Origin of the sequence: Pseudomonas sp. CCI4.2 (genome assembly GCF_034350045.1) — a bacterium.
Lineage (GTDB): Bacteria > Pseudomonadota > Gammaproteobacteria > Pseudomonadales > Pseudomonadaceae > Aquipseudomonas.
In genome coordinates, this window is sequence record NZ_CP133781.1 from 2063901 (window position 1) to 2079697 (window position 15797).

Genomic DNA, 15797 nt, shown 5'->3' on the forward strand with positions numbered 1-15797 from the left:
TAATCCATGAAAACCCACCCGCTGCGGTGCGTGCTTCTGTCGAGTGCGCTGTTACTGTTCCCCTTCATGCAGGCGCAGGCCGATACGGCCGATAAAACCATCGCCTTGTCCAATAACTACGCCGGTAACTCCTGGCGTCAGAACATGCTCAGCAGTTGGAAGCAGACCACCGACGCCGCCGTCAAAAAAGGCATTATTTCCTCGGCAGACTCCTTCACCACCGGTGAAAACCAGGCAACCGAGCAAGCGGCACAAATCCAGAATCTGATCCTGCAGGGCTACAACGCCATCGTCGTCGACGCGGCGTCGCCCACCGCCCTAAATGGCGCCATCAAACAGGCCTGCGACGCGGGCATCATCGTCGTTTCGTTCGACGGCGTGGTCACTGAACCCTGTGCCTATCGCATCTCCATGGACTTCAAGCAAAGCGGTGTCGACCAGATGGACTATCTGGCCAAGCGATTCCCTGGCGGCGCGAATGTGCTCGAGGTTCGTGGTCTGGCGGGCGTCTCCGTGGATGAACAGATTCATTCCGGGATTATCGCCGGTGCGCAAAAACACCCGAACTTGAAAATCGTGGGCTCGGTCAACGGCAACTGGTCACAGACTGCCGCGCAAAAAGCAGTGGCAAGCATCCTGCCAAGCCTGCCCAAGATCGATGCGCTGGTGACTCAAGGTGATGACGGTTATGGCGCGGCCCAAGCTTTCGCTGCGGCGGGAAGGCCGACGCCGACGATTGTCTTCGGCAATCGCGAAGAAGAGTTGTCGTGGTGGAAGAAGCAAAAAGACGCCAACGGTTATCAGTCTTTTTCGATTTCCAGCGCCCCGAGCATTTCCAGCCTTGCGTTCTGGGTTGCCCAGCAATTGCTCGATGGCAAAAAAATGCCCCATGACTTGTTGTCGCCAGCGGTCAGCGTGACTCAGGACACTCTGGAGGCTTCGCTCAAGGGCCTTGAGAAGGGCGGGATTCTCAGCCAAGCGTACAGCGTCGATGACGTCGCCACACTGAAAAGCCCATCCGCTCAATGACCAACGCATGCCGCGCCTAGGTGCGCGGCAATGCCGAGGAGAATGTCATGACTACCCTTAAACACGCGCTGGTGACCTTCAAGGGCGCCGGTAAATCCTTTGGCGCCGTGCGCGCCCTGTGTGACGTCGACCTGAGTGTTCAGCCCGGTGAATGCCTGGGATTGATCGGTCACAACGGCGCGGGTAAATCGACCTTGATGCAGGTCTTGGCCGGGACTCTTGAGGCGGACTGTGGGGCGTTGCTGGTCGGCGACGAGGACGTGCGCTCCAGCTATGGCGTACACGTGGCACGCAAGCACGGTATTCGCTGTGTGTTTCAGGAGCTGTCGCTGTGTCCGAACCTTAGCGTCGCTGAAAATACCCGACTGATGTCACCGGCCATTCGTGGATGGGGGTGGCGACGCAAGGCCAGGGCGCTGATTGAGGCCAGTCTTGATGAGATTTTTCCGGGCCATGATATTCAGGCCGACGACATCGTCGCTGAGTTGCCGATCGGCAAACGCCAGATGGTCGAAATCGCCCGGGCGTTCGTCCGGGTCGATGAGCGCCTTGACTTGGTGATCCTCGACGAGCCCACGTCGTCGCTGGACTCGCGCGTTGCCGAACAACTGCTGCAATTCGTCCGGCGCTTCGTCGGCGTTGGCGGCAGTATCGTCTTGATCAGCCACATTCTTGGAGAAATGCTCGACACCTGTGACCGCATCGCCGTCATGCGTGATGGCCGTGTCGTGGAGATTCGTGCAGCGAGCGATTTTACTCACTCCTCGCTTGTGGAATGCATGGGCAGCGCTGCAAAGGAGACTGCCGATCAGCAGGTGTTTATCTCGCGACGCCTCAACAGCACCCCGGTGGTCGCGCAGCGTCCAGCCCGTCAAGCCAACGCCCAGACCGTCGATGCACATCCGGGGGAAATCGTCGGCTTGGCCGGGCTTGCGGGGCACGGTCAAAGCCAACTGCTGATTCAGGTGCTGCGCCAACGTATTGCCAGCGGGCAAGGGGCCTCGTTAGTCGCGGGGGATCGACAAAGTGACGGCGTGTTTGCGATGTGGTCCATCGCCGAGAACATCACGATCAGCTCAATAGGCCATCTGAAACGCGGGGCCTTGATCGACCCGAATGCAGAGCAGGCCATGGCTGAAGAATGGCAAAAACGCATGGGTATTCGCACCCCCGATATTCGTAATCCGATCATGTCGTTGTCTGGGGGGAACCAGCAAAAAGCCCTGTTCGCCAGAGCACTGGCGTCCCACAGCGAGTTGATCCTGATGGACGATCCCATGCGTGGCGTCGACGTTGGCACCAAGCGCGAGGTGTATTCGATCATCGCCCAAGAGGCTGCTAAAGGCCGCACCTTCATTTGGTACACCACTGAGTTGGAAGAGCTTGATTATTGCGATCACATCTATGTTTTTCGTGATGGCCAGGCAGTGCTTGACCTGCCGCGCAGTCAGTTGAGCGAGGAGCGGATTCTTCGCTGCTCCTTCGAGGAGCAAACGGCATGAATGCATCCACCCCTCTTCCGCTGAAGGGCTCTGCCCTAAAAGCATCTGGATTCAACCGCGCACGCTTGCTGCGAGGCGCATTGCCGGGGGTGTCGCTGGCGGTGCTGCTGATCACCATTTTCATCATGCAGCCCAGGGCGATGAGCTACATGGGCATGAACCTGATGCTCAATCTGGCAGTGCCCATCGCCTTCGCCACCATCGCGCAGATGCTGATCATCACCGTCAACGACCTGGATCTGTCGCTGGGCAGCTTCATCAGTTTTGTGGCCTGCGTCGCAGCGACGTTGCTCAACCAGCACCCGGTGCTTGGCTGTCTGGCGTTGCTGGGGTGTATCGCGGTGTACGCGTTGTTGGGTGCGCTGATCCATGTGCGTAACTTGCCCTCCATCGTCGTGACATTGGGCATGTCTTTTATATGGATGGGTGGCGCCGTGTTGTTGTTGCCGGCGCCGGGCGGAACTGCGCCTCAATGGCTTCAAGGTTTAGTGCGCATCAAGACGCCGGTGCTGCCGTTCGCGATCTTCGTCTGTGTGGCGTTAGCGATTGGGGTGCATCTCTTTTTGATGCGCTCCACCTTGGGCGTCGTGTTGCGAGGTGCGGGCGGCAATCCGTTGGCAATTGCCAAAGCGGGTTGGTCCCTGCTACGGATCAAGCTGACGATGTATGCACTGGCCGGTACGTTTGGGGTGTTCTCCGGTCTTTTTCTGGTGGGCCTGACCACCTCGGCCGACGCCAGCATCGCGCTGCGTTACACCTTGTTGTCCATCGCCGGGGTCATCCTCGGTGGTGGTGAGTTTGTTGGCGGGAGGGTGTCGCCCACAGGCGCAGTGTTAGGCGCACTGACGCTGGTGTTGGCCGGCTCGTTGCTGTCCTTCATGCGCATTTCCCCGGACTGGCAGATCGGCGCCCAAGGCGCGATTTTGATTCTGGTTTTGGCCCTGCGCACGTCCGTCAACCGCCTTGAGGCTCGCCCACTATGAAGACTGCTCTCTTTCTGACTACGGTCATGAGCAAGCCCTGGTTATGGTCGTTTTTGGCGGCGCTGCTGATATGGATCGTCACCATTGCCTTCACCGGAGGCCAAGGCGCGGGTTCGCTGTTGTCGGGCGCACTGAGCTTCTCGGCGTTCTTCGTCATCGTCGGCATTGGTCAGATGTTTGTGATCACGACCGGCCCCGGCAACATTGATTTGTCGATCCCGGCCAACATTGCGCTCAGCGGAGCCATCGGGATGAAGTTGATGGACAGCCAGTCCGGTTTAATCTGGTTGGGTGTGCTGGGCGTCCTCGGGGCAGGGGTGTTGATTGGTTGCGCCAACTACGCGCTGATTCGACTGCTGCGCATCCCACCGATCATTGCCACGTTGTCGGCCAGTTTCCTGTTGCAGTCCATGGCAATTGCCTATGGCCGCAGCGTGCGTATCCAGCCGCCGGACATTTTCTACCAGTTCTGCACCGGTCACATTTTGGGGGTGCCTTATTTGGCGATCAGTGTCGTGCTGCTTGCAGTGGTCATGGGGTACGTTCTGACGCGCAGCGTTTACGGTCGTTGGACCATCGCCATTGGTCAGAATCCCCGTGCTGCGGAACTCGCGGGAGGACGTGTCGACCGTATCCGTTTTGCGACCTACGTCCTCAGTGCGGTTTTCGCCAGCGTGTGTGGCCTGCTCTTGGCCGGCTTCTCCGGTGGGGCTTCGTTGAGCATGGGCGATGAGTATTTGCTGGCCTCGATTGCCGTAGTAGTCATCGGCGGGACATCAGTGGCGGGCGGTTTTTCCAACGTGCCGGGCATCTGGGGCGCAGCCCTGTTTCTCTATCTGCTGGTGAGCATGCTCAACACCTTCGGTGCCAGCGCCGGGGTGCGGCTGATACTCACCGGTCTGATCATCATTGCGGTCATCACCGCTGTCAGTGGCCGCAAATCGGCGCGCGCTGCGTGAATCAAGGTACTTTCATGTGTGAACCTAAGTATGAATTCATCGATGAGCGCTTCCGCGCATTAACGGTGCCTAACACTCAGCTTGAGCAGCTGTACAACCAATGCCGCTGGGCCGAGGGGCCGGTCTGGTTCAACGACGGTGGCTACCTGCTGTGGAGCGACATTCCCAACCAACGTATTTTGCGTTGGACCCCAGAGCAGGGCGTGTCGGTGTTTCGTCCAGACTCCAACTTTGCCAACGGCAATACTCGCGATCTTCAGGGAAGACTGGTCACCTGCGAACACGGTACTCGGCGCGTGACCCGGACTGAGCCGGATGGAACCATCAGCGTGATCGCGGACCGGTTCGAGGGTAAACGTCTGAACTCACCGAACGACGTGGTGGTTCACCGTGACGGCGCCATTTGGTTCACCGACCCGACTTACGGAATCATGAGCGATTACGAAGGCTACAAGGCCGAGCCGGAACAGGCGGGGCGCAACGTCTACCGTGTCGATCCGAATACGGGCGAAATTCACTGCGTGGCCGCTGATTTCGTTCAACCCAACGGGCTGGCGTTTTCGGCCGACGGCAACACCCTGTACGTGGCGGACTCGGCGCGCACCCACGACCCGGCCGCCCCGCATCACATCCGGGCACTGGATGTGCTGGACAATTGCCGGTTAGGACGCTCGCGGGTATTCGCCGAGATCGAACCAGGGATTCCCGACGGCTTGCGCGTCGATGTACAAGGCAACGTCTGGACCAGCGCGGGTGATGGTATTCAATGCTTTGCCGCCGATGGGACGTTGCTGGGCAAGATAGTGTTGCCGGAGAAAGTCGCCAACCTGACCTTCGGCGGCCCACGCCGCAACCGCTTGTTCATCACCGCCAATACCTCGCTGTACATGATTCATGTGGCGGTGGCAGGGGCGCAGATGCCGTAAACCGAATCGCTCCATTTCAATAATAAAAAACCGCCCGAAGGCGGTTTTTTATGGGCTGCGCTAGTTAATCTTAAAGCGCGCTGTCCGTGTGTTGGCCATCGACCAAACGCTGAATGCCCAGCGGATTGGCGTCTTGCAGGGCTTCGGGCAGGAGCGCATCCGGGTAGTTCTGGAAACACACCGGACGCAGGAAACGATCTATCGCCAAGGTTCCCACCGACGTGCCGCGCGAATCGGACGTTGCCGGGTAAGGACCACCATGCACCATGGTGTCGGTGACTTCGACACCGGTCGGATAGCCGTTCAACAGGATCCGGCCGACTTTCTCTTGCAGCAGCTCGGTCAACCAGCGGTATTCCAGCAATTCGTCGGCTTCGCCCAGTACGGTGGCGGTCAACTGGCCGCGCAGCCCGTTGAGCGCTGCGACCAGTTGTGCCTGATCGGCCACTTCAATGAGGATGGTGGTCGGTCCGAACACTTCTTCCTGGAGCAAAGCGTCGCCTTCCAGCAGCAAGCTGACATCGGCTTTGAACAGTTGCGGCTGCGCCTGTTTGCCTTGTTGCGGGCTGCCCGCCAGATGTTCCAGGCCTGGATGGCCATGCAGATGTTCCAAGCCTTTGCCATAGCTGCTCAGCGCCCCAACGTTGAGCATGGTCTGGGCAGGTTGATCGTTCATTTGAGCTGCGAAACGTTGCACAAACGCACTGAACTCAGGCGACCGAATTCCGATGACCAGCCCGGGATTGGTGCAGAACTGTCCGCAACCCAAGGTCACCGAGCCGGTCAGTTCGTTGGCGATGGTTTCGCCACGTACTTTGAGGGCCTGAGGAAGAATGATCACCGGATTGATGCTCGACATCTCAGCGAACACCGGAATGGGCTGAGGCCGCTCTGCAGCCATCTTGCACAGTGCGTTGCCACCTTTGAGCGAACCGGTGAACCCCACGGCCTGAATCGCCGGATGTTTGACCAGCCACTCACCAACGCCGGAGCCATAAATCATGTTGAACACGCCTGCTGGCATGTCGGTGCGTTCTGCTGCCCGCACAATGGCATCGGCGACCCATTCAGCGGTAGCCATGTGTCCGCTATGGGCCTTGAACACCACCGGGCAGCCGGCCGCAAGAGCAGAGGCGGTATCGCCACCGGCGGTGGAAAACGCCAGCGGGAAATTGCTGGCGCCAAATACCGCAACTGGGCCTACGGCGATGCGGAATTGACGCAGGTCCGGGCGCGGCTGGGGTTTGCGATCCGGCAGGGCACGATCAATGCGTGCGCCGTAAAAGTCTCCACGGCGTAACACGTTGGCGAACAGGCGCATCTGGCCGCTGGTACGGCCACGTTCTCCCTGAATACGTCCGGCAGGCAAAGCAGTTTCACGGCATACGGTGCTGACGAAGTCGTCACCCAACGCATCCAGCTCGTCGGCGATGGCATCGAGAAATTCAGCGCGCCGGGCTGCCGGCAAATTGCGATAAATCGGGTAAGCGGCGCTGGCTGCTTTGGCTGCTGCGTCAACCTCGTCCTGAGTAGCCTGGATGAACACGCCTGACAGCGCTTCGCCTGTTGTCGCATCGAAACTTTGCAGCTTTACGGTGCCAGCGGCGACGCGCTGACCGCCGATATAGCTCTGACCGAGAATCTGAGTCATGACAGGGTTCCTGAGGAAGTGATGAATTAGTGAGACTCGACGCTGTTGAAATGAACGGCTCCGCATCGTACTGGACGAGGGAGCCGGGGCGCCGAAGTGGATGAAAAAGGTCTTAAGTGATCGCGCCGATCTGCCACGGCACGAACTCGTTCTGGCCGTAGCCATGTTGCTCGCTTTTGCTTTTATCGCCCGAGGCAATGCGCAGCATCATGCGAAAAATGTACTCACCGCGTTCCTCGATGGTCATGGTGCCATCGGCAATGCCACCGCAGTTTACGTCCATGTCCTCCTCTTGGGTTTCCCACAGGCGGTTATTGGTGGCAAGTTTGATGGACGGTGAGGGCGCGCACCCGTAAGCCGAGCCGCGACCCGTGGTGAACGCGATAAGGTTAGCCCCACCCGCCACCTGGCCGGTTGCAGAAATCGGGTCGTAGCCTGGTGTGTCCATGAACACCAGCCCGTGGGCCCTGACTGTTTCGGCATATTCGTAGACATCGACCAGATCGGTGGAGCCAGCTTTGGCCACCGCACCCAGTGATTTTTCAAGAATAGTGGTCAGTCCACCTGCCTTGTTACCCGCCGACGGATTGTTGTTCAGCTCCGCATCCATGCGCTTGCAATAGGCCTCCCACCAATGAATACGCGCAATCAGCTTTTCACCGATGTGCTGACTGACGGCGCGACGGGTCAACAGGTGTTCGGCACCGTAGATTTCCGGCGTTTCAGACAGAATCGCGGTGCCACCGGCCGCGACCAGACGGTCTACCGCGTTGCCCAGCGCCGGATTGGCGGTGATGCCCGAGTAACCGTCCGAGCCGCCGCATTGCAGACCGATGATCAGGTGTTTGGCGCTGACCGGTTCACGTTTGACCGTGTTGGCTTGTGCCAGCAGTGACTTCACTTGAGCGATGCCACTGGCGATGGTTTTAGACGTGCCGCCCGTTCCCTGAATGGTGAATGCACGCAGTGAGTCGCTGCTTTTCAGGCCCTGAGCCGCCAGCAGGTCTGGAATCTGATTGGTCTCGCAACCCAATCCGATCAACAGGACAGAGGCGAAGTTGGGGTGAACCGCATAGCCGCCGAGCGTTCTGCGCAGCATGGCCAGCGCTTCGCCGTTAGGGTCGACCGCACAGCCGAAGCCATGGGTAAGTGCCACGACGCCGTCGACGTTGGGGTATTGGATCAACGCCTCAGGGTGAATGTCGCGGCGAAAGTAATCTGCAATGGCACGCGCCACGGTGGCCGAGCAATTGACCGAGGTCAGAATGCCGATGTAGTTGCGCGTGGCCACCCGGCCGTCGGCGCGCACGATGCCCATGAACGTTTCCGCTGTGGGCGTGGGGCTGCCTTTGGCATCGACGCCGAACGCGTAATCCCGCGCGAAATCGCCCATCGCCACGTTGTGTACATGCACATGTTGCCCTGCCTCAATCGGCTGACTGGCGAAACCGATGATCTGGCCGTAACGGCGTACCGGTTGGCCCAGGTCAATATGACGCGCAGCGATCTTGTGGCCGGAGGGCACGGGCTCAAGCACCTGGATGCCTTCGGCGCTCAGCTCCAGGCCTTTGACGAGTGGTTGCCGGGCGATCAATACATCGTCTAGCGGGTTGAGTCTGATCACGGCATTGGCCGCTATTTCACTGCCGGTTGTCGCTATGAGTTGCATGACGGTTACCTCGGCTTGTCAGGTAGTGCAATGGAGTCGAGCGGTTTAAGCCAATCCACGTTCGCGATAATCAATCAGGCTGGAGAACAACATCAGTCCAAACGCCATGACGACGAAGAAAATCAGCGCCAGAAAATAGGAACCGGTGAACTGCACAATCAAGCCAATCAGGATCGGGACGATGACACCGACCATGTTGCCGCAGAAGTTCATGCTGCCGCCCAGTACACCGGCTTTCGATTGACCGCCCAAGATCGCCGGCAGGCACCAATACATGCCGCACCAACGGATGAAGAACAGAGCGACGCAGAGCAGCGCAATCACGCGCGCGGCATCAGGGGTGTAGGCCACCAGAAGGATGCATACCGCCGCGACAGCCGCCGAGCCACCAAACATGGTGCGCATGACCTTGTTAGGTTCGCCGCCTGCTGCCTTCCACTTGTCGGCGAGCCAGCCACCGACCATTTCGCCAATGAACCCGCACATGAAGATCAAGAACGTGGCGCCGCCCATGGCCTTGATGTCGAGGTTGTGCGCCTGATGCAGATAACTGGGCATCCAGGTCAGCAAGCCATAAAACACACTGTTGTAGCAGGCATACCCGGCAAACATGGCCAGCACGGAGCGGCTTCGAAGCAGTTCTTTCATGACCGCTTTGCCACTGCCGTTGGCCTTGGCCGCAGCATTATTGGCGTCGGTGATGTAGGCCAGTTCTGCGCTGTTGACCTTCGGATGTTCGGAGGGGTGGTTGCGGATGTACCACCAGGCCCACATGCCGACCAGCATGGTGCCCACGCCTGCAACGACAAACGCGATGCGCCACGAGTCGAACCAGGTGATCAGGCCGGTGATGATAATGGCGCCAAATGCCGTGCCCAGTGGGGCACCGCCGTCTACCAGCGTTGCACCGCGACCCCGTTCGTTAGGTGTGAGCCAAGCGCCGTTGAGCTTGGCCCCAGCCGGCATGATCGGCGACTCTGCGACGCCCAGGCCGACGCGGGTCAGCAGCAGCATCATCCAGTTGGTAGCACCGCCAGCGATGGCCTGAAATGCGCCCCAGCCGATGGTGGCAACACCAATGATGTTGCGCACCTGAAAGCGGTCCAGCAGCATTCCGCTGGGGATCTGCATCAAGGCGTACGACCAGAAAAACGCACTGAGCATCAGGCCTTCAAGAGCCGGTGTCATCTTGAACTCGGTGGATATAAGTGGCAGCGCCACCGAAAGCGATGCGCGGTCAATGTAGTTGATGGCTGACAGCAGCAGCAGAATCAGGAAAATTTTCCAGCGTACGGTCGTCGGGCGTGACGCATCCGTCAGGGGTACGGAGGCAGCGGGTGCCCTCGCAACAGGGTTAGCTTTCATGCTCATCTCTCTTTTTATGTTTGTTATGAGGTGCAGGTTAAACAGGCCTCCGGGAGACCTTTTGCGTCACAGTTCTTTTACGTCGCCAGCGCTGATGCCCGAGTGACTGACCTCAATACCATTGCGCAGGGGGGCGCCGAACTCCGACAAGCTGATTTCGAATACGTCGCCCGGCTGCGCTTTCACGTTGTCGGCGAACGACAGCGTGGCGGTGCCGAAAAAATGCACGTGCACATCACCCGGGCACAAAAACTGCTGATATTTGAAATGGTGATACTCAAGGTTTTCGATGGAGTGGCACATATTGTCTTCGCCACTCAAAAACTCTTTCTCCCACAGCACTTCGCCATTGCGATGGATGCGGCTGGTGCCCGCCAGATGGCGCGGCAGTGGACCCACGCGCAGTTCCGGGCCGTAGGAGCAATTGCGCAGTTTGGAGTGGGCCAGGTAGAGGTAATTACGGCGCTCCATCACGTGATCGGAAAACTCATTACCCAGGGCAAAGCCGATACGGTAGGGCTTGCCGTCGTCGCCGATGACATACAGGCCAGTCAGCTCAGGCTCTTCGCCGGTATCTTGCGCAAACGCAGGCGACTGAAAAGCTTGGCCCGGACGCACAACAATCGAGCCGTTGCCCTTGTAAAACCATTCAGGCTGAACGCCAGGGGTGCCGGGTTCAGGGCGCCCGCCTTCAATGCCCCACTGGAATATCTGTGCGGAATCGGTGATAGGGGTGACGGACTTTTCGTCATCTTGCTTCTGGTGCATCTTGTCGCGAGTGGAGGCGCTGCCCAAGTGCGTCAGACCGGTGCCGCTGACGAGGCAGTGAGCTGAATCTTCGTGATCGAGTGGCGGCAGAACCCGGCCCTGTTCCAGAGCGTCGGCATAACGTTGGTCGCTGGAGTGCGTGCCTCGGGCGAGCACTTCAGCGGCGATGCCGTGACCGGCACGGATGGCCGACAGGGCGAGTTCACGCATACTCACCACGCCGTTGACCACTTGGATTACGTCGCCTTCAACGACACCGACATGGCGAACTGACTGAGCGGATTCAAATTGGATTAGACGCACGGTCTCAACTCCTGATTATTTTTATAAGCGGTACCAGGCATTGCCATGCGCTTATGCGCGCCTGAGGATCCTGTTGCGGATTACTTTAAATTCCCAGGCCAATGCTGCCTAATGACAGCTGTTAACCAAGTGATAACTTTTGGTGATCCCCTATGTTGCCCTCACTGAACATCATCGCCTCGCGATTACGTCTGAAACAGCTGCGCTTGCTGATCAGCATTGATGAGCTGGGTTCAATTCACAGGGCCGCCGATGCCATGGCCATCACTCAGCCGGGTGCGACCAAGGCGCTTCAGGAGATCGAGTCGACATTCGGTACTTCATTATTCGAGCGCACCAGCAAAGGCCTTGATGCCAATGATCTGGGCCGGTGCGTAGTGCGTTATGCGCGATTGATCCACACGGACGTCGCGCACCTGCGCGAAGAAATGCTCGGCATCATGCAGGGTCACGGCGGGCGGCTGTCGGTAGGGGCGATCATGGGCGCGGTGCCGATGCTCGTTGATGGCTTGGCGCGTTTACGGATCAAGCAGCCTGAACTGTCAGTCTCCATTGTTGAAGACACCAGCGCCCGCTTGCTGAGCTTGCTCGATCAGGGCCGTCTCGATGTGGTCATTTGTCGAACCAGCGTAAGCCGCAGACCGTCGGCCTACGACACCCAATCCAAAGAACATGAAGCGCTGGTGCTGGTGGCCAATCCGGCCAATCCGTTTACCCGGCAAAAGCACCTCAAGCTGAGTGACATCGCCAGCTCACGTTGGGTCGTGTTCCCTGTAAACATGCCCATGCGCCTGACCCTCGAACGCGAGTTCAGAGAGGCCGGACTGAGTTTTCCGGTTTATCCGATCGAAACGTCTTCGACCTTCACCACCCTGTCCCTGCTCTTGAAGGACCAGGGACTGATAGCCGTCATGCCGGACGACGTTGCTCGCATGGCGTTGGAATACGGCATGCTGAGCCAACTGCCGCTGGCGTTGAAGTCGTACAGCGAGCCTTACGAGATCGTCACCCGCCAAGGCGTGCCAGTGAGTGTGCCAGGGCAGTTGTTGATAGATGAATTGGTGCGATTGGCTACGTAAGGCCCGCCTCTGCGGTCTATGGAGCGGTTGCACTCATTCTGTCGGAACCACAATACCCAACAGGTCGAGGATGAATAACCGCAACGTGTCCCACGTGCTTGACCACCAAGGCCCGGATGCTTCGGATTGGAGGGCAATCAAGGGCCGAGTTGCTAGCTTTTGATCACCGTCAAAGAGCTCCACACTACCGACGACGGCGCCCATTTCGATTGGTGCTACGAGCCGTTTGTCGATGTGTATATGGGTTTCGATTTTTCGATCTCGGCTCTTCGGCAACGTCAGCGAAATATCGTCCAGTAGTCCCACCGGCAATGTGCGGTGTTCACCTTTCCAGACCAGGGGGCTTTCTAACACTTGAGCGGCCTTCGCGTACGTCTGGGTATCGAAAAATCGAAATCCATAGGTCAGCAGTTTTTCCGCGTCGTTGGCACGGTTGCGCATGGAGGTGGAGCCAAAAACGGCGGTGATCAAGCGGCGACCGTCTCGCACTGCGGAGGTGACCATGCAGTAACCAGCGGCATCGGTGTGGCCGGTCTTCAAGCCATCAACTGAGCTGTCGCGCCATAACAACAGATTTCGATTGGGTTGGCGGATGCCGTTCCAGGTGAAGTACTTGTTTTTGTACAGCGAGTAGTAGGCCGACTCATCGGTGATGATCGCCCGCGCGAGTTTCGCCATGTCTTGGGCTGACGAATAGTGATCTGGCACAGGAAGACCAGTAGGATTCATGAAGTGGGTATCTTCCAGCCCCAGTCGTTTGGCCGTGGCATTCATTAACCCGGCAAAGCTTTCTTCACTTCCAGCGATATGTTCCGACAGGGCAACGCTGGCGTCGTTGCCAGAATCAATCACAATGCCGCGCAGCAGATCATGTACCGGCACTTGGCTGCGCGGATCAAGGAACATGCGTGAGCCACCCGTGCGCCAGGCGTTCTCACTGATGGTCACCACATCATCGGCTTTCAGGCGGTTTGCCTGGATCTCGTTGGTGGCCACGTACACCGTCATCAGCTTGGTCAGGCTGGCAGGCGGCAGGCGCTCTTGCGGGTCGTGGCTGGTAATGATGTTACCGCTGGCGGCATCCATGAGCACCCAGGACTTGGCGTTCAACTGGGGCGGTGAAGGGGTCATTGGTCCTGAGGGAACAGGTGCGGCAAACGCCGGTATCCAATGAGCGCAAACAAGTGTCAGAACGAGCTGCAGTATCGGGCGTTTCACAAACATATAGCCTTGGGTCGACGGAAGGTCCGTCAACCTAGGCGAGCTGTCTAACCCGCTCAAATTAAGCAGGGTTAAGAATTGTTTAAGAACGCTCGTTTTGAGGGTCGCGTAGCGGGCAATCAAGGACAATCCGAGTGCCTCGACCCTGATTGCCTTCTTCGATGCTCAAGCCAAATCCATGCAGCCGCGCGATGGCGGCGACCAGCGACAAGCCAAGTCCGTTGCCCGGTTGCTGTCGCGTTGCGTCGCCGCGATAGAGGCGTCGCGTGACACTGTTGCGTTCGGCGGCCGGGATGCCAGGACCGTTGTCCAGCACTTCGATGCTCAGGCTGTGCTCTCTTCGCTGACAGATCAGGTGTATTTCGCCTCCCGCCTGAGTGAACTTGATCGCGTTATCCATGAGGTTCACCAGCGCCTCGAACAGGAGCGACACATCACCTCGTAGCGTCGGATAGTGCCCGCTTATTTGCAGGATCAATTGCTGACCCTTTCCTTGAGCCAGTGGCTCATAGAACTCATGCGCTTGTTGCAGCAGCGCTTCGGGCTGAAACGAGCCGAAGGCCGAACGCCGTCGGGTGTCCTCCAGCTCCGAGATACGCAGCAGACCCTGAAACCGCAACATGATCGACTCGCTCTCTTCCAATGCCAGATTAAGCGTGTCGGCATGGGCCGGTTGCAATGGTAGTTTTTGCAGTTGGTAGAGTCGCGCGCGAAGGCGGGTCAGCGGGGTTCGCAGGTCATGAGCGATACCGTCGCACACGCTTTTGACCTCCAGCATCAGTTGCTCGATGTGCTCAAGCATGGTGTTCACGGCGTTCGCGAGCATGTCGAGTTCATCGCGGCGAGCAGACAGTGGCAGGCGCTCACGCAGGTTGCCCGAGACGATGCTTTCGGTGCTGCGCTGCAGCCGCTCCACGCGGCGAATGGGTCGCCTGCGCAACAGGCGCCAGCCTACCAAACCGGGGATAAGCGTCAGTGATAGCCCCCAGAACAAAGCTTGTCCGATGATGCCGCCCACCGCAGAAATCGAGCCCCCATCACGGGACAGAATCAGGATTCGGCCATCGGGCCGGTTTAATCTGAACGCATAACTGCTGCGGGTTTCCTCGCTGGGTAAAGCAATGCTTAAACCACGTTCCAGATAATGCACTTGGCCGTCGTCCGGGAGGTTCAAACGCAGCTTGAGCAAGTCCCCTGTGAGGTGTTTGCCATCGGCTTCGAATAGGCCGTAGGCGTCGATTCCGGGTATGGAATACACCTCGCTGCCTGCCAATTCAGTTACCAGCGTGGCGTCGTCCACCTTCTGATAGTAGTGCGCCCGTTGCATCAGGGTGCGCTCGGCCACCGTGCCCAAATAGCGGGAGATTTCCCAATACAGCACACCGGTAAATACCGCGCCCCACGCTACAAAAAACAGCGCATATAGGCCGATCAGACGGCTGTTGCTTGAACGCCAACGGTCAGCTTTTTTCGACCAGAACATAACCTGACCCACGTATCGTCTGAATGGCCGGTGCGGCTGCACCTTCTATTTTTTTGCGCAACCGACCGATGTGGACGTCGATGATGTTGGTGCCGGGATCGAAGTGGTAGCCCCAAACTTCCTGAAACAACATGGTACGAGTGACCAATTGCCCGGCGTTACGCATCAGGTATCTCAGAAGCTTGAACTCGGTGGGGAGGAGGGCGACTGCATCGCCGTTTAGCGTCGCCGTCTGTTCAATCAAATCGACGCGCAAGCAGCCGAAATTCAGACAGCGATCGGCATTGCCGGGGGTAGGATTACGCAACAGAACTTCAAGGCGCGCGATCATTTCTACCATTGAAAACGGTTTGGTGAGGTAGTCATCGCCACCGGAGCGCAGACCGCGCACGCGTTCATCGACGTCCGATAAGGCGCTGATCATCAAGACGGGGGTTTGGATTGCCAACTGGCGCAGCGTACTGACGATGGTCAGACCATCGAAGTCGGGCAGCATGCGGTCCAGCGTGATGACTTCGTAGCCACCGGCAATAGCCATCGCAAGACCTTCGCGGCCGTTGTCGGCCCACTGTGTACTGAAACCGTGAGCCGCCAGCTCAGCAATAATGGCCTGTGCCGTGACTTCGTCATCCTCGATGACCAATGCACGATTCATTCGAATCTCCAGGCGAAAAGCGGTATTTATTCTAAGGCAGGAACACGTCTGGCGGGTAAGTCGACCCGGTAAACTAAATTTTTCTTAACGCGGGTTCACGCTGTGGGAGAAGAGTGCTGAGCTAGCGTGACGGCTTTTCCAACGAGGAAATACCTGCCGTGAGCCGTTTATTCAAACCCTTGTTACTGTCCTGTGCCCTTTTGA

The 15797-nt window shown here is 58.3% G+C and carries 13 protein-coding genes; 6 read left to right on the forward strand and 7 right to left on the reverse strand.

Annotated features, from left to right (window positions below):
• Window positions 1–6 precede the first annotated feature (6 nt).
• From RHM65_RS09305 to RHM65_RS09325, 5 genes are read left to right on the forward strand one after another with little or no spacing between them, the layout of a single operon-like run.
• Window positions 7–1029, forward strand: a complete 1023-nt coding sequence (locus tag RHM65_RS09305; protein WP_322166250.1) for a substrate-binding domain-containing protein — start codon at window positions 7–9, stop codon at window positions 1027–1029.
• A 47-nt stretch (window positions 1030–1076) separates the two neighbouring features.
• Window positions 1077–2531 (forward strand): sugar ABC transporter ATP-binding protein, encoded by a 1455-nt coding sequence (locus tag RHM65_RS09310; protein WP_322184787.1) that lies wholly within the window; start codon window positions 1077–1079, stop codon window positions 2529–2531.
• The gene (locus RHM65_RS09315; RefSeq protein ID WP_322166248.1) at window positions 2528–3514 is read left to right on the forward strand and encodes an ABC transporter permease; all 987 of its coding nucleotides are present in this window, start codon (window positions 2528–2530) and stop codon (window positions 3512–3514) included. Before RHM65_RS09310 ends, RHM65_RS09315 begins: the two co-directional genes overlap by 4 nt.
• Window positions 3511–4473: an ABC transporter permease gene (locus tag RHM65_RS09320; protein WP_322184790.1), complete on the forward strand. Its 963-nt coding sequence runs from the start codon at window positions 3511–3513 to the stop codon at window positions 4471–4473. Before RHM65_RS09315 ends, RHM65_RS09320 begins: the two co-directional genes overlap by 4 nt.
• A gap of 14 nt (window positions 4474–4487) precedes the next feature.
• Window positions 4488–5399, forward strand: a complete 912-nt coding sequence (locus tag RHM65_RS09325) for an SMP-30/gluconolactonase/LRE family protein (RefSeq protein ID WP_322166246.1) — start codon at window positions 4488–4490, stop codon at window positions 5397–5399.
• Window positions 5400–5469: 70 nt separating this feature from the next.
• Here RHM65_RS09325 and RHM65_RS09330 read toward each other — a convergent pair whose 3' ends face one another.
• The 4 genes from RHM65_RS09330 to araD1 form a co-directional block, all read right to left on the reverse strand.
• Window positions 5470–7050: an aldehyde dehydrogenase (NADP(+)) gene (locus RHM65_RS09330; protein WP_322166245.1), complete on the reverse strand. Its 1581-nt coding sequence runs from the start codon at window positions 7048–7050 to the stop codon at window positions 5470–5472.
• A gap of 112 nt (window positions 7051–7162) precedes the next feature.
• Entirely contained in the window at window positions 7163–8719 is a 1557-nt protein-coding gene (locus tag RHM65_RS09335; protein WP_322184792.1) for an altronate dehydratase family protein, read from the reverse strand.
• Between the two features lie 45 nt (window positions 8720–8764).
• Complete coding sequence (locus tag RHM65_RS09340; RefSeq protein WP_416195121.1) at window positions 8765–10084, reverse strand: MFS transporter; 1320 nt, start codon at window positions 10082–10084, stop codon at window positions 8765–8767.
• A gap of 66 nt (window positions 10085–10150) precedes the next feature.
• Complete coding sequence (gene araD1 / locus RHM65_RS09345; RefSeq protein WP_322166242.1) at window positions 10151–11155, reverse strand: AraD1 family protein; 1005 nt, start codon at window positions 11153–11155, stop codon at window positions 10151–10153.
• A gap of 152 nt (window positions 11156–11307) precedes the next feature.
• Between araD1 and RHM65_RS09350 the strand changes: the two genes are divergently transcribed.
• Window positions 11308–12234: a LysR substrate-binding domain-containing protein gene (locus tag RHM65_RS09350; protein ID WP_322166241.1), complete on the forward strand. Its 927-nt coding sequence runs from the start codon at window positions 11308–11310 to the stop codon at window positions 12232–12234.
• Window positions 12235–12267: 33 nt separating this feature from the next.
• Here RHM65_RS09350 and RHM65_RS09355 read toward each other — a convergent pair whose 3' ends face one another.
• The 3 genes from RHM65_RS09355 to RHM65_RS09365 all read right to left on the reverse strand — a co-directional run bounded on the left by RHM65_RS09355 (window position 12268) and on the right by RHM65_RS09365 (window position 15593).
• Window positions 12268–13365, reverse strand: coding sequence for a D-alanyl-D-alanine carboxypeptidase family protein (locus RHM65_RS09355; RefSeq protein ID WP_322184796.1), 1098 nt, complete (start codon window positions 13363–13365; stop codon window positions 12268–12270).
• Between the two features lie 172 nt (window positions 13366–13537).
• A complete protein-coding gene (locus tag RHM65_RS09360) occupies window positions 13538–14938 on the reverse strand; it encodes a HAMP domain-containing sensor histidine kinase (protein WP_322184798.1) in 1401 nt (466 codons plus the stop codon).
• On the reverse strand, window positions 14916–15593 hold the full coding sequence (locus tag RHM65_RS09365) for a response regulator transcription factor (protein ID WP_322166237.1): 678 nt from the start codon (window positions 15591–15593) through the stop codon (window positions 14916–14918). The genes RHM65_RS09360 and RHM65_RS09365 overlap by 23 nt, the downstream gene beginning before the upstream one ends.
• Between the last annotated feature and the right edge of the window lie 204 nt (window positions 15594–15797).

Excerpts from the sequence above, each read along its gene's own strand:
- RHM65_RS09325 (WP_322166246.1), top strand. The coding sequence starts at position 4,488 with ATGTGTGAACCTAAGTATGAATTCATCGATGAGCGCTTCCGCGCATTA.
- RHM65_RS09360 (WP_322184798.1), bottom strand. The coding sequence starts at position 14,938 with ATGTTCTGGTCGAAAAAAGCTGACCGTTGGCGTTCAAGCAACAGCCGT.
- RHM65_RS09315 (WP_322166248.1), top strand. The coding sequence starts at position 2,528 with ATGAATGCATCCACCCCTCTTCCGCTGAAGGGCTCTGCCCTAAAAGCA.
- RHM65_RS09335 (WP_322184792.1), bottom strand. The coding sequence starts at position 8,719 with ATGCAACTCATAGCGACAACCGGCAGTGAAATAGCGGCCAATGCCGTG.
- RHM65_RS09310 (WP_322184787.1), top strand. The coding sequence starts at position 1,077 with ATGACTACCCTTAAACACGCGCTGGTGACCTTCAAGGGCGCCGGTAAA.
- RHM65_RS09330 (WP_322166245.1), bottom strand. The coding sequence starts at position 7,050 with ATGACTCAGATTCTCGGTCAGAGCTATATCGGCGGTCAGCGCGTCGCC.
- RHM65_RS09350 (WP_322166241.1), top strand. The coding sequence starts at position 11,308 with ATGTTGCCCTCACTGAACATCATCGCCTCGCGATTACGTCTGAAACAG.
- RHM65_RS09305 (WP_322166250.1), top strand. The coding sequence starts at position 7 with ATGAAAACCCACCCGCTGCGGTGCGTGCTTCTGTCGAGTGCGCTGTTA.
- RHM65_RS09320 (WP_322184790.1), top strand. The coding sequence starts at position 3,511 with ATGAAGACTGCTCTCTTTCTGACTACGGTCATGAGCAAGCCCTGGTTA.
- RHM65_RS09340 (WP_416195121.1), bottom strand. The coding sequence starts at position 10,084 with ATGAAAGCTAACCCTGTTGCGAGGGCACCCGCTGCCTCCGTACCCCTG.
- RHM65_RS09365 (WP_322166237.1), bottom strand. The coding sequence starts at position 15,593 with ATGAATCGTGCATTGGTCATCGAGGATGACGAAGTCACGGCACAGGCC.
- RHM65_RS09355 (WP_322184796.1), bottom strand. The coding sequence starts at position 13,365 with ATGACCCCTTCACCGCCCCAGTTGAACGCCAAGTCCTGGGTGCTCATG.